Genomic DNA, 12,849 nt, shown 5'->3' with positions numbered 1-12,849 from the left:
AAAGGCTGTGAATAACCGGGCTCGCCGCCGCGCCGGGAAATTCCAGCGCTTTTGGCGAAAAGGGGCATAGGGGTGCCCCGGCGAGATGATCGGCCTTGTGGAGAGCGGGAGTTGGCGGAGGTGTTGTCCACAGGAGTCGGATCCTCCGTTTTCTTTGTCCACAGGCTGTGCGCGAAATCTGTGGATGCCGGAATCGAACGTTCCGCTCGGGGTCGACCGGCACTATGAATTGCGTGCCCAAACCCTACTTAGCCACTCATTCGGGTGGCATTCCCCCGCCCTAAAGGGTTGATGGCCGGTATTCGGCTGACGAACGGGGGGTGTTGGGCACGCAGGGTGGGGCTTGGCGCTGTGGATGACGGGCCTGTGGTTAGAGCGATTTGTCGACCAAGACCGGCCCGATCGCACTCCGGGAGCCTCGATCTGTCGACTTATCCCCAGGATGGAGCGGATCCTGTGGATAACCTTGTGGATCATGATCCTGGGCGGCTCCGCCGAAGATCGCCGATCATACGCGGAACGATCAAGCCCGGCCGCGGAACGATCAGGCCCGGACCGCGGAACGATCAGGCCCGGCCGACGTCGACCCCGCCGTCCGAGCACCGCGCCAGCCACTCCGCCGCCTCCAGGAACGCGCTGTCCGACGTCCCGTGCCGCGGCGCCGGGGAGGCCTCCGCGCCCGCCCGCGGATACGAGCCCAGGAAGCGCACCTTCGGGAACGTCCGCTTGAGGCCCATCAGCGCCTCGCCCACCCGGCAGTCGGTGATGTGCCCCTCGCAGTCCACCGAGAAGCAGTACCGGCCCATGCCCTCACCCGTCGGCCGTGACTCGATCCGCATCAGGTTCACCCCGCGCGCCGCGAACTCCTGGAGCAACTCCAGCAGCGCGCCCGGGTGGTCGTCGCCGAGCCAGACGACCAGCGACGTACGGTCCGAGCCGGTGCGCGCCGACGGCCGCGCCGGGCGCCCGGCGAGCACGAAGCGGGTCTGTGCGTTCTGCGCGTCGTGGATGTCCTTGACCAGCGGCTCCAGCCCGTACGTCGCCGCCGCGAACTCGCCCGCGAACGCCGCGTCGTAGCGCCCCTCCCGCACCAGGCGCGCGCCGTCCGCGTTGGACGCGGAGGACTCCCACACGGCGTCCGGCAGGTGCGCGGCCAGCCACTTGCGCACCTGCGGCTGTGCCACCGGGTGGCCCGTCACCGTCTTGATGTCGGCCAGCCGCGTGCCGGGGCGCACCAGCAGCGCGAAGGCGATCCGGAGCAGCACCTCGCGGTAGATCATCAGCGGGGCGCCGGTGGCGAGTTCGTCGAGGGTCGCGGTGACCCCGCCCTCCACGGAGTTCTCGATCGGCACGAGCGCCGCCGCGGCCTCGTCGTTGCGCACGGCGTCGAGCGCGGCCGGCACGGAGACCATGGGCACGAGCTCGCGCGTGGCCGCCTCCGGCAGCGTGCGCAGGGCGGCCTCGGTGAAGGTGCCCTCGGGTCCGAGATAGGTGTAGCGGCTGGCCGGCATCACGCGTGGCACTCCTCGCGGTGGGTACGGGGCGGGTCCCGCCACACTACCCAGGTCTCCTCGGGTGCCCCTGGGAAAGCCGGGGCACCCGGCACCGCGTGGGGTCAGCCCTCCAGCAGGCGCTGTCCGACGTACTCGCCCTCCGCGCAGCCGCCCGGCACCGCGAAGAGCGCGCTCGACTCGTGGCGCAGGAAGCGCGAGAGGCCGTCGCCCCGGTCGAGCTTGCGCTGCACCGGGACGAACCCCTTGCGCGGGTCCGCCTGCCAGGCGACGAAGAGCAGGCCCGCGTCCGGAGCGCCGTCGTCCAGGAAGCCGTCGTGATAGGAGAACGCCCGTCTGAGCATCGCCGCGCCCCGGTTGGACTCCGGCGCCGCCACCCGGACGTGCGCGTCCCCGGCGATGGCCAGCGAGCCGTCCGCACCGATCTTGTTGAGGTCGACCGGCGTCGTCTCCGTGCCGCCCGACAGGGGCGCCCCGTCCGACTTGCGCCGTCCGATCACCTTCTCCTGGCGCTCCAGGGACAGGTGGTCCCAGCTGTCGAGCAGCATGCGGATCCGCCGGACGACCGCGTAGGAACCGCCCGCCATCCAGTCGCCGGAGTCGTCCGGCACGAAGATCCGGGTGTCGAAGTCGGAGTCCGACGGCTTCGGATTGTTCGTACCGTCGATCTGGCCCATCAGATTGCGGCCGGTCATCGGCTTGGCGGTGGCGCCGGGCGTCCGGTTGAAGCCGTTCATCTGCCAGCGCGTCCGGGCGGTGTCCGCGGCCTGCTTCTGGATCAGCCGGAGCGCGTGGAAGGCGACGAGCGGGTCGTCGGCGCCGATCTGCACCCACAGGTCGCCGTCGCTCCGCTTGGCGTCGACCGCGTCCGCGGTGAAGGAGGGCAGCGGTTCCAGCGCGGCGGGCCGCTTGGCGGCGAGCCCGGTCCGGTCGAAGAACGTACCCCCGAAGCCGAAGGTGACGGTCAGGGACGAGGGACCCGCGTCGAGCGCGACGCCCGTGTCGTCGCCCTTCGGCGGATTGCCCGCCGTCAGGTCGGCCGCCGTCGCCGACCAGCGCCGCAGCAGCGCCGCCGCGGCCTTGCGGTCGGCGCCGGGGGCGAGGTCGAAGGCGAGGAGGTGGCCGCACGCCTGCGCGGGGTCGGCGATGCCCGCCTGGTGTTTCCCGTGGAACGGGACGGACGTGGTGCCGACCCCGGTGAGGGGCGTCGGCGTCTCCCGGGCGGCCTCGGTGGCGAAGGCGCCGCCCGCGCCGCCCACGACGAGCCCGGCGGCACCCGCCGCTCCGGCGGTGCCCAGGAGCCGGCGGCGGCTCATTCCGGTCTTCCCGGTCTGTTCGGTCTGTTCAGCCATCAGTTGATCTTCACGTTCCTGAGCTCCGTGATCTGGTCGATGTCGGAGGTCCGTACGGTCAGGGTGAGCTGCCACTCGCCCGCCATCGGGAGCTGGAAGGCGGTGGCCTCCCAGCGGCCGGGGGCGATGTGCTTGAGCGTGGCGCGCAGCGGGCCGATCTTCCGCTCGGCCTGGGTGAACGACACGTCCAGCTCCGGTACTTCAACGGCGCGGCCGGTGGGGTCGGTCACGGTGACGCCGACGGTGCTGGCGCCGGAGCGGGCGGGGGCGATCCGGACGGTGGCCGTGCCGCGCCCGTTCGTACCGCCGGTGTCGTAGGGGATCTTCACCTCGGCCGGGACCGCGTTCGCCGGGGACGCGCTGCGGGCCGCCTCCTTCTGCTCGGTCTCCGCGCGGCCCGGCTGGGTGCCGGTGAGCAGGGTGGTGACGGCGAGCAGGACGACGGCGACGGCGGTCTCGGCCAGGACGGAACGCCGCAGTCCGCTGCGCCCCTCGTCCGCGTCGCGCCGCCGCTGTCCGGCCGCCTTCGCGAGCGCGGCCTGCTGCCGGGCGAGCTGGGCGGCGCGCTCGGGGGAGGCGTCGCTCTTCCTGGGCGCCTTCGCGGTGGCCTTGGGCTTCCTGGGCTCCGCGCGGTCGGTGAGCCGCCCCGTCCAGCGCCGCGAGAAGTACGCGGTCCCGACGAGGACGGCCACCAGGCCGACCTTGATCAGCAGCAGCCGCCCGTACTCCGTGCCGGTGAGCGCGCCCCACGAGCCGACCTGGCGCCAGGACTGATAGAGCCCGGTCGCCACCAGCACGCACACCGAGGTGAACGCGATCGTGGAGAAGCGCCGCACCGCGGCGCGCGGGACCGCCTCGCCGGTCCACAGCGTGGCCAGCAGCGCGGCCAGCCCGCCGAGCCACGCGGCGACGCCCAGCAGGTGCGCCACGTCGACCGGCATCGCCAGCCACGACTGGAGCCCCACCGAGGCGTGTTCGGCCATCGCCCAGGTCGCCGCCAGCCCGATGGCGACGACGGCGCCGCCGATCGCGAGCCCGTAGGCGAGGTCCCGCCGCTCCCCGGGGCTGCGGTCGTCGTCCTCGCGGGTGTACGAGCCGAAGAGGACGGCGAGGAAGACGGCCGCGGCGCTCAGCAGGAGCAGCCGCGACAGCAGCGCGGCCCCCGGTTTGGTGGCCAGCACGTCGCTGATGAGCGAGAGTTCGACGACGGCGCCCGGCCCCTTGCCGGTCGTATAGGCGCCGCGCAGCAGTATCAGCGCGGCCGTGGAGACGAAGAGGGCGATCCAGCCGCCGACCGCGATCCGCTGCACCGCCCGCGAGGAGCGGCACACCCCGGCGAAGACGCAGCCGCCGACGAGCAGGACGAACCCGGCGTACGCGGCGTAGCGCCCGATGCCGTAGAGCGTGTCCACGGTCGGGTCGATCTTGGCGGTCGCCACCTTCGCCGCCGTCTTCGACGGCGCGCCGATGGAGAAGGTGAACGCCCCGGCCACCGGGTGGCTGTCCGCGGAGACGGCCTGCCAGGCCACGGTGTACGTGCCGTCGGACAGCCCGGACCGCAGGCCCACGCCCGCGGTGTCGGACTTGCCGTCCACGTGCGCGGGCCTGCCCTCGTCGACGCGCGCCCCCCGCGGGTCGAGGACCCGCAGGGAGTCGGCGTTCAGCAGGACGCCCTCGGAGAACGTGAGCCGCACCCGCTGGGGCGCGGCCGGCACCACCGATCCGTCGGCCGGGTCGGTGGCGGTCAGCGCGGCGTGCGCCGACGCGGTGGCCGCACCCGGGCCCAGCGCGCACAGCAGCGCGGCCAGCAGCATGCCGAAGAGGGCCGGCAGCCGCCCGGTGGTCAGGGTCCTCATCGGACGTCAGCCCTCGGGACGGAACGTCGCGGACTCGACCGGCACCTGGACCTTCACCGCGCCGGAGGTGGCGAAGTGCAGCGTGAACTCGACCTTCTCGCCGACCTGCGGCTTGTGGTCGAGCTTGCCGAGCATCAGGTGGGTGCCGCCGCGGGCCAGCTTCAGCTCGCCGTTCGCGGGCACCTCCAGCTCGCCCGCGTGCTTCATCTGCGAGCCCTCGGTGGTGTGCATGGTGATGTCACCGGAGAGGGGGCTGGTGACCGAGGTGAGCCGGTCGGCCGTGCCGCCGTCGTTCTTGACGATGAGGTACGCGGCGGCCATGTCGGTCATCGCGGGCTGCGGGAGGTAGGCGCCGCTGACGGACAGGTCGGCCTTGTCGGACTTCAGGGCGTCCTTCTCCGACTGGCAGCCGGTGATCAGCAGCAGACCCCCGGCGAGCAGGAGCGGCATGGCGGTGGCGGTGGCGACGGTGGACTTGCGCATCACGGGTTCTCCCCCTTGACGATCTTCGGGAGATCCTTGGCGTACTGGTCTGCGGTGGTTTCCGCGGTGTAGATCCAATGGGCACCGTCGTCCTTCGGCGAGAAGCCGACGACCTCGGCGCCATGGCTGACGGTGATGGAGCCGTCCTTCTCCTTCTTCGCCTTCTCGACCAGGATGCCGAGCGGCTTGGCGGCCGCCTGGATGGTCTCGAAGTCGCCGGTCAGGCCGACGATGTCCTGGCCGCCCTGGGCGTCGAGCCACTCGCGCATCCGCTTGGGGGTGTCGCGGTCGGGGTCGGTGGTGACGAAGACGATCTTCAGCTTGTCCCGGTCCGCCTGGGGCAGCTTCTTCGCGGCCGCGGCCATGTCGGAGACGACGGTCGAGCAGACGTCGGGGCAGTAGGTGTAGCCGAAGTAGAGGAGCACCGGGTGCCCCTTGGTCTCCTTGACCAGCTCGTACTTCTTGTCGGACGTGTCGGTGAGGACCAGGTCCGGCTTGTCCTTCGGGCTGTCCAGGGTGATCGCGGCGGCCTTCTTGGGCGCCGCGGAGACATCGGCGACGGCCTTGTCGCCACCGCCGTCCGAACCACCGCCACAGGCGGTGAGGGTGAGCGCGGCGGCTATCGCCAGCGCCGCGCCCAGGGTCTTGGTGCGCATGGAGCTCTTCTCCAGGGGTCGGTCAGGGGTACGGGAGCGGCGCTCTCTCGGGAGCGCCGCTCCGGTCGGTCCGTGCGTCTGGGAGCGAACCTACGCAGGACGGACGGGTCGTGTACGTCCGGGTCTGCGTACGGTCGGGTGCTTCGCGCCCTCGCGGGCCGGGGCTCAGGCCGCGGAGCGACGGCGTCCGGCGAGCACGCCGAAGGCCACGCCCGCGGCACCGACGACGATGCCGACGATGCCGAGCACGCGGGCCGTGGTGTCGGAGGAGCCGTCGCTCTTGTCCGCCGCGGCCTCGGTCGTCCCGCTCTTGTCGTCCTTCTTGGCGCCGCTCGCGTCGGCGGCCTTGTCGACGAGCTTGAGCGTCGGCGCCGGGTGCTCGGCCTCCTCGCCGTTCGGCTTGGAGGGGTCGATCCAGCGGACGACGTCGTTGTCGGAGTACGTCTGGAGCGCCTTGAAGACCAGCGCGTCGGTGTCCGTGGGCAGCTGGCCGACCGACAGCGGGAACTGCTGGAACTGACCCGGGTCGATCTTGCCGCCGCTCCAGGTGACCTTGGTGACGGCCTCGTTGACCATCCCGTCGTCCGTCTTCACCGGCTTGTCGAGCTTGGACTTCTCGACCTTGATGTCCCAGCCCGGCACGGGCTGCGGCATCACCGAGGCGAGCGGGTGCTCGGGGTCGAGGGTGAGCTCCAGCTTCACCGTCGAGGCGTTGTCCTTCTCGTTCGGCACCTTGAGGGCGATGGTGCTGTAGCCGCCCTTCTCCGCGGTGCCGGGCTGCACGCTGACGTGCGCGAAGGCGGGACCGGCGAGCAGCAGGACGCCACCGGCGGTGAGGCCGGCGACGACGGCGAGGCGGCGCGGGCGAGCGGTCTTGACGTTCATGGGAACACTCCACAGGCAGGAGGGGACAAAAGGGGAGTACGGCGCGCGTGCGGTCACGGCGCGACGACTCTCCCGCCCGAAATGCCGGAATTTTTCCCGGAGGTGGCGGAATCCGCGCATGCCGGGACGTAGGACTGTCGGAATGCCGGATCGCTGGAGCGCGTCGCGTCGTCAGGCCGCGAGGGCGAAGCGCGGCGGTCCCCGCCTGATCACGAAGTGCTGGAGTGCCGGTTCGGCCGCCGGGCGCTCGTCGTCGCCGCGGGTGCCCCGGACGATCGCCGCCGGGCAGGTGGCGTCCTGGCCCCACAGCGCGCGCACGAGCGTGAACGCGGCGCGCAGCGCCCGTACGAGCGCCGCCTCCGCGACCCCGCGTGCGGAGCGCTCCGAGAGCCCGACCGCCCGCCACAGCGCGACCTCGCCGCGCCGCAGCAGCCAGCCCAGGGCGAGGGCCGCCAGCAGGTGGCCGAGCAGCATCGGCAGTGAGGGCAGCAGGGCGTGCAGCGTGGACTGCGGCTGCATGGGCACGCGCGGCGGCATGGCCATCCGCGCGGGGTGCACGGCCGGGTCGAGCCCGGCGTCCGTGATGACGCGACGGGCCTCGTCCGCCGACATCGGGTGGGGCTGGTTGCAGATCAGACGGGCCGCGAAATTGATCAACCGGCCCTCGGAGCCCGCCTGTCGGGTCGCCGTGCCGGCGCCCTGCTGGCCGAGGCCGAAGAGCGCGTGCAGCGCGAGCTGCCCGACGGTCAGCGCGGCCGCGATGCCCGGCAGTGAACGCTCGCGTCCCGCCAGCGGCACGACCAGCGCGAACACCGCCACGAAGCCCGCGCCCAGCGTCCACAGCGGCACGCTCGCGCAGGAAGCCAGCACATGCCCGCCTGCGGACAGCAGAACACAGACCGCGGTGAACACCGCGGCCCGGAACAGTCGCAGATCGGCGCCGGCGCGCGCGACGGGATGAGGCATGGCCGCGCCATCATCCCATCGGACTTACCCCTTCCCTACGGCAGGGGGCGCTCACGGGGGGCGCATAGGCGCACGCGGGTTCGAGCGCCATACACCGATGCACCCGCCCGGCGCGTCGTCCGAATGAGCGGTCTCACACATCCGACAGGCTTACGGGTCGATGGTGGTGGCTATACGTATCGGTATATCGAGCCGCGGCCAGGAGGCTGAGCATGAGCATTTGGTGGTCACTCCATCTGCGGCGCGAGGCCGCGAGCGTTCCGCTCGCCCGGAGACTGCTGGTCGGCACGATGGAGACGGCCGGCGTCGATCCCGACATCTCCTACGACCTGTCGGTGGCGCTCAGCGAGGCGTGTGCGAACGCGGTCGAGCACGGCGGCGACTCCTCCACCGGATATCTGGTGACGGCGTTCATCGACGGCGACACCTGCCGCATCGAGGTCACCGACTCCGGGCCGGGCTTCCCGGAGCAGCCACGCCGCCACGACCGGCGCCGCCCGCGCACCGCCCATCAGGCCCCGCAGCCCGCGGCCCCCGCCCATGACGAACATGGCAGGGGCCTCTTCCTTATCGAGTCCCTGACCGATCACGTCCGGGTCCGCAACCGCCCGGGCCACCCGGGCGCGGTCGTCAGCTTCGACAAGATCCTCAAGTGGAGAGAGGACGCGGCGCTGCTCAGGGCGTCGTGAGCGCCGGGGGCCCCTCGTGTGGGCCCCGTCCACGGGCGCGCGCCGGTGACTGCTCCTAGCGTGGCGGTACCGGCAGTTCACGCGTTCCAGGAGAGGCCCATGCCCAGCCCCACGCGCACGCTCAAGGACAAGGTCGTCGTCATCGGCGGCGCCTCCAGGAATCTCGGCGGTCTCATCGCCAGGGAGGTCGGCAAGGACGGCGCCAAGGTCGTCGTCCACTACAACAGCCCGTCCTCGAAGGAGGCGGCCGAGAAGACCGCCGCCGACGTCGAGAAGGCGGGCGGCCAGGCGGTCGTCCACGAGGCCGACCTGACCAAGGTGGCCGAGGTCGAGGGGCTCTTCGAGGTCGCCGAGGGCGCTTTCGGCAGGGTCGACTGCATGGTGAACACCGCCGGCATGGTGATCAAGAAACCGATGACGGAGGTCACGGAGGAGGAGTACGACCGGATGTTCGCGGTCAACTCCAAGGCGGCGTACTTCATGATGCGCGAGGCCGCCAAGCGGCTCCAGGACGGCGGGAAGATCGTCACCGTCGTGACCTCGCTGCTCGCCGCGTACACCGGCCTGTACTCGGTCTACGCGGGCAGCAAGGCGCCGGTCGAGCACTTCACGCGGGCGCTGTCGAAGGAGCTCTTCGGACGGAACATCTCGGTCAACAACATCGCGCCCGGACCGATGGACACCGGCTTCTTCTACCCGGCCGAGACGGACGACTCCATCGCGTACCACAAGTCGTCGGCGATGAACGGTGACCTGACCAAGATCGAGGACATCGTTCCGTACGTGAAGTTCCTGCTCACGGACGGCTGGTGGCTGAACGGCCAGACGCTCTTCATCAACGGCGGCTACACGACGCGCTAGCTGTATTGACCTCTCACGCGGCGGAGCCGCGTGTCGGAACGTCCCCGCGCCCCCTCCGGGGCGCGGGGATCCCGCACTACTTCAGGCCCGCCATCCAGGCCTCGACGTCTGCGGACGTCCGCGGGAGGCCCGCGGAGAGGTTCTCGTTGCCGTCCGCCGTGACGAGGATGTCGTCCTCGATGCGGACACCGATGCCGCGGTACTCCTCCGGCACGGTCGTGTCGTCGGCCTGGAAGTAGAGGCCGGGCTCGACGGTCAGCACCATGCCGGGCTCCAGCACGCCGTCCACGTACGTCTCCGTACGGGCCACCGCGCAGTCGTGCACGTCCAGGCCGAGCATGTGGCCGGTGCCGTGCAGCGTCCAGCGGCGCTGGAGGCCGAGCTCCAGGACGCGCTCGACCGGGCCCTCGGCCAGGCCCCACTCGACGAGCTTCTCGGCGAGCACCCGCTGGGCGGCGTCGTGGAAGTCGCGGAACTTCGCGCCCGGCTTCACGGCCGCGATGCCCGCCTCCTGGGCCTCGTACACCGCGTCGTAGATCTTGCGCTGGAGCGCGGTGTACGTGCCGTTGATCGGCAGCGTGCGGGTCACGTCGGCGGTGTAGAGCGTGTGGGTCTCCACACCCGCGTCCAGGAGCAGCAGCTCGCCGGAGCGGACCGGGCCGTCGTTGCGCACCCAGTGGAGGGTGGTGGCGTGCGGGCCGGCGGCGCAGATGGAGCCGTAGCCGATGTCGTTGCCCTCGACGCGGGCGCGCAGGAAGAACGTCCCCTCGATGTAGCGCTCCGACGTGGCCTCGGCCTTGTCGAGGACCTTCACGACGTCCTCGAAGCCGCGCACGGTGGAGTCGACGGCCTTCTGCAGCTCGCCGATCTCGAAGGCGTCCTTCACGAGCCGCTGCTCGCTGACGAAGACGCGCAGCTCCTCGTCCCGCTCGGCGGTGACCTTGTCGGTGAGGGCCGCCTCGATCCCGGCGTCGTGGCCGCGCACGGCGCGGACGGGGCCGGTGGCCTCGCGCAGCGCGTCGGCGAGCTCGCGCACGTCGGCGCACGGCAGGCCGTAGAGGTGCTCGGCCTCGGTGAGGCTGTGGCGGCGGCCGACCCACAGCTCGCCCATGCCGTCGAGCCAGAACTCGCCGTTCTCACGGTCGGAGCGGGGGAGCAGGTAGAGCGTGGCCTCGTGGCCCTCGGCCCCGGTCGGCTCCAGGACGAGCACGCCGTCCTGGGTCTGGTCGCCGGTGAGGTACACGTACTCCGTGGACGCGCGGAAGCTGTACTCCGTGTCGTTGGAGCGGGTCTTCAGATTGCCGGCGGGGATCACCAGGCGCTCGCCGGGGAAGCGGGCGGAGAGCTCGGCGCGGCGCCGGGCGGTGTCCGGGGCCTGGGCGATCGGCTCAAGGTCACGGAGCTCGGTGTCGGCCCAGCCGGACTTCATGTTCTCGGCAAGCTCGTCGGACACGGCCGGGTACAGACCGTTCTTCCGCTGCTTGATGGGCTCGTCACCCTCGGGGTTCTCGGGCGCGGGCTGCTGCTCGGTCACTGCTCTCCTCCTCGGACGGGGCGTTTCCATCGTATGTGCGAGGAAAAGTGAGGGAGAAGGTCGGCAGCGAAGGTTTGAACGGGAACGCGCGCAGAAGGCAGGTCGCCGACCGGGACGAACACGGACCGAACAAGATCATTCGAAGTGCGCGGCCAGCAGGACGACATCCTCGCCGCCGTGGCTCCCGTCCGCCGCCTCGTCAGCGTCATCGTCGTCGGCGCTGGGGAGCATAGTCCGCAGTACGTGCTCCACGATCGCGTCCGGGTCGCGCAGCGCGGCCCGCGGGACGCTCGCCGCCGCCGAGCGCAGCCGGGCGAAGGCCCGGTCCATCGTGTCCCCGGTGCGGTGCAGGAGGCCGTCGCTGTAGAACAGCAGCGTCTCGCCGGGCGCGGGTTCGATCTCGACGCTCGGCGCCTCCCAGCAGGCGAGCATGCCGAGCGGTGCGGAGAGGGAGGTCTCGACGTACTCCACGCGGTGCTCGCCGATGATCAACGGTGGGCAGTGCCCGGCACCGGCCAGCACGACCTTGCTGCCCCGGCCCGCCGTACGGTCGGCCCCGGCGGGCTCGCAGTAGGCGAAGAGCGCGGTGGCGGCGCGCGCGGGCTCGGTCAGCCGCAGCAGGAGTTCGAGGTCGGAGAGCACGGCGACCGGATCCTCGCCCTCCATCACGGCGTACGCCCGCAGGGAGGCCCGCAGCCGGCCCATCGCGGCGACGGCACTGGGCCCGGAACCCGTCACTCCGCCGACCGCCAGGCCGAGCGCGCCCTCGGGCAGCGGCAGCGCGTCGTACCAGTCGCCCCCGCCCAGCGGGCCGGACCTGTGGCGTACGGCCAGCCGGACCCCCGCGATCCGGGGCAGCCGGCTGGGGAGCAGTTCCTCCCGGAGGGTGGTCACGGCGTCCCGGGCCGCGGCCAGTTCGAGGTGGCGGGCGAGGTGCTCGGTGGCGTAGTCGCGGTAGAGGCCGATCAGGTGCCGCTGGCGCCCGCTGGGCTCGGCGGGCTCGTCGTAGAGCCAGACGGCCGCGCCGATGCGGCCTGCGGCCTCGGACTCCAGGGGGAGGGCGTAACTGGCGCCGTAGCCGAGGCGGGCCGCGACGTCGCGGTGGCGGGCGGTGAGGCCCTCATCGGCGGCGATGTCCGGGTGGGCGACGCCGGCGCGGGAACCGGCGGGCGGGAGGTCGTCGAAGAGGCGGCCGTAGGAGTCGGGGCCGGGGAACTCGTGCCCTTCCCGCCGGGCGGGGGTGTCGTGCGGGATGGTCTCGATGTGGCCGAGGTCGGCGCGGCCGAGCCCGAGTCCGACGGTGGTCGGGCGCTCCTGGCCGGGCTGGAGGGTGACCAGGCCCCGGCGGGCGCCGACGAGCGAGGAACCGGCGCGCAGCACCTCGTGCAGGGCCGCGTCGAGGGTGGTGGTGCGCGCGAGGCGTTCGGTGAGCTCCTGGAGGGTGACCAGGTCGGAGATCCAGCCCGCGAGCCGGTCCTGCACGAGCGCGTTGGGCGCCGGGAGGGCCAGGCCGTCCGGGTCGGCCGGGCCGTGGGGGGCGGTGAGGTCGGCCGGGCCGGAGGGGTCCGGGGTGGCGGGATCGCCGGAAGGGGCGGCGGACGAGGGGGGCGGAGTGTGCGAGGGGGCGGGAAGTGGAGGGTTGATTCCGGCCACTTTCGGCAGATGTGGTGTCGTCATGGCCGTCTGCCGGGGGCGGGCCGCGCGGCGATGCGGTGGCCGGGGATCCGGGAAGCCGCGCGCGGCATCTCGTCGAACCCTCTTGACCAGCTGGTTGGCCTGTGCTTTTTCGTCAATAGCATCGCAAACCCCCTGTCGTGTTGCGCGCTATCAGTGCTCCACATGTACACGCCTGGGTAAGCCGATGTCCAGCATTGGACCGGTGGGATTGGTGGTGTCTATGGGGTTTCAAAGTTGGCCGGAAAATGGTCCCGGGGGCATGGATTTGAGGTCGACTGGCGTTGCTCGACAGCGCGTCATATCCACCCCGGTGGGTACGTACTCGGAGAAGGGCAGGGGCAGTTGGGGCCGCCCCGGAACCCCGCGGCGGACCCGAGCG

The 12,849-nt window shown here is 71.8% G+C and carries 11 protein-coding genes; 2 read left to right on the top strand and 9 right to left on the bottom strand.

The annotated features are described in order from the left end of the window. Positions 1–566: 566 nt before the first annotated feature. The 7 genes from pheA to AB0435_RS00130 form a co-directional block, all read right to left on the bottom strand. The gene (gene pheA / locus AB0435_RS00160) at positions 567–1,511 is read right to left on the bottom strand and encodes a prephenate dehydratase (protein WP_366425823.1); all 945 of its coding nucleotides are present in this window, start codon (positions 1,509–1,511) and stop codon (positions 567–569) included. Between the two features lie 104 nt (positions 1,512–1,615). Beyond that, positions 1,616–2,863: an iron uptake transporter deferrochelatase/peroxidase subunit gene (gene efeB / locus AB0435_RS00155; RefSeq protein WP_366425822.1), complete on the bottom strand. Its 1,248-nt coding sequence runs from the start codon at positions 2,861–2,863 to the stop codon at positions 1,616–1,618. Further along, a complete protein-coding gene (locus AB0435_RS00150) occupies positions 2,863–4,719 on the bottom strand; it encodes a copper resistance protein CopC (protein ID WP_366425821.1) in 1,857 nt (618 codons plus the stop codon). Before AB0435_RS00150 ends, efeB begins: the two co-directional genes overlap by 1 nt. A gap of 6 nt (positions 4,720–4,725) precedes the next feature. Continuing rightward, positions 4,726–5,202 (bottom strand): copper chaperone PCu(A)C, encoded by a 477-nt coding sequence (locus AB0435_RS00145; protein ID WP_366004600.1) that lies wholly within the window; start codon positions 5,200–5,202, stop codon positions 4,726–4,728. Continuing rightward, entirely contained in the window at positions 5,202–5,858 is a 657-nt protein-coding gene (locus tag AB0435_RS00140) for an SCO family protein (protein WP_366004601.1), read from the bottom strand. The genes AB0435_RS00145 and AB0435_RS00140 overlap by 1 nt, the downstream gene beginning before the upstream one ends. Before the next feature lie 165 nt (positions 5,859–6,023). After that, positions 6,024–6,743, bottom strand: a complete 720-nt coding sequence (locus AB0435_RS00135) for a YcnI family protein (RefSeq protein ID WP_366004602.1) — start codon at positions 6,741–6,743, stop codon at positions 6,024–6,026. Positions 6,744–6,914: 171 nt separating this feature from the next. Next, entirely contained in the window at positions 6,915–7,709 is a 795-nt protein-coding gene (locus AB0435_RS00130) for a hypothetical protein (protein WP_366004603.1), read from the bottom strand. A gap of 212 nt (positions 7,710–7,921) precedes the next feature. On the opposite strand from AB0435_RS00130, the gene AB0435_RS00125 reads away from it, so the two are divergent. Together AB0435_RS00125 and AB0435_RS00120 are read left to right on the top strand one after the other, a co-directional pair. Continuing rightward, positions 7,922–8,398 (top strand): ATP-binding protein, encoded by a 477-nt coding sequence (locus AB0435_RS00125; protein ID WP_366425820.1) that lies wholly within the window; start codon positions 7,922–7,924, stop codon positions 8,396–8,398. A 99-nt stretch (positions 8,399–8,497) separates the two neighbouring features. Next, positions 8,498–9,259 carry an SDR family oxidoreductase gene (locus AB0435_RS00120; protein ID WP_366004605.1) on the top strand — a complete coding sequence of 254 codons (762 nt, stop codon included), beginning with the start codon at positions 8,498–8,500 and terminating at the stop codon, positions 9,257–9,259. Between the two features lie 76 nt (positions 9,260–9,335). Here the strand turns inward: AB0435_RS00120 and AB0435_RS00115 are convergent, their stop codons facing one another. Then, a complete protein-coding gene (locus AB0435_RS00115; RefSeq protein ID WP_366004606.1) occupies positions 9,336–10,823 on the bottom strand; it encodes an aminopeptidase P family protein in 1,488 nt (495 codons plus the stop codon). 105 nt (positions 10,824–10,928) lie between these two features. Beyond that, the gene (locus AB0435_RS00110; protein ID WP_366425819.1) at positions 10,929–12,470 is read right to left on the bottom strand and encodes a SpoIIE family protein phosphatase; all 1,542 of its coding nucleotides are present in this window, start codon (positions 12,468–12,470) and stop codon (positions 10,929–10,931) included. Positions 12,471–12,849: the final 379 nt, after the last annotated feature.

Source organism: Streptomyces sp. NPDC051173 (assembly GCF_040689515.1).
Lineage (GTDB): Bacteria > Actinomycetota > Actinomycetes > Streptomycetales > Streptomycetaceae > Streptomyces.
The sequence above is the reverse complement of the archived record's forward strand: the minus strand, read 5'-3'. Positions and strand labels throughout refer to the sequence as shown.

Coding starts and splice junctions, on each gene's coding strand:
- pheA (WP_366425823.1), bottom strand. CDS start 1,511: ATGCCGGCCAGCCGCTACACCTATCTCGGACCCGAGGGCACCTTCACC.
- efeB (WP_366425822.1), bottom strand. CDS start 2,863: ATGGCTGAACAGACCGAACAGACCGGGAAGACCGGAATGAGCCGCCGC.
- AB0435_RS00150 (WP_366425821.1), bottom strand. CDS start 4,719: ATGAGGACCCTGACCACCGGGCGGCTGCCGGCCCTCTTCGGCATGCTG.
- AB0435_RS00145 (WP_366004600.1), bottom strand. CDS start 5,202: ATGCGCAAGTCCACCGTCGCCACCGCCACCGCCATGCCGCTCCTGCTC.
- AB0435_RS00140 (WP_366004601.1), bottom strand. CDS start 5,858: ATGCGCACCAAGACCCTGGGCGCGGCGCTGGCGATAGCCGCCGCGCTC.
- AB0435_RS00135 (WP_366004602.1), bottom strand. CDS start 6,743: ATGAACGTCAAGACCGCTCGCCCGCGCCGCCTCGCCGTCGTCGCCGGC.
- AB0435_RS00130 (WP_366004603.1), bottom strand. CDS start 7,709: ATGCCTCATCCCGTCGCGCGCGCCGGCGCCGATCTGCGACTGTTCCGG.
- AB0435_RS00125 (WP_366425820.1), top strand. CDS start 7,922: ATGAGCATTTGGTGGTCACTCCATCTGCGGCGCGAGGCCGCGAGCGTT.
- AB0435_RS00120 (WP_366004605.1), top strand. CDS start 8,498: ATGCCCAGCCCCACGCGCACGCTCAAGGACAAGGTCGTCGTCATCGGC.
- AB0435_RS00115 (WP_366004606.1), bottom strand. CDS start 10,823: ATGGAAACGCCCCGTCCGAGGAGGAGAGCAGTGACCGAGCAGCAGCCC.
- AB0435_RS00110 (WP_366425819.1), bottom strand. CDS start 12,470: ATGACGACACCACATCTGCCGAAAGTGGCCGGAATCAACCCTCCACTT.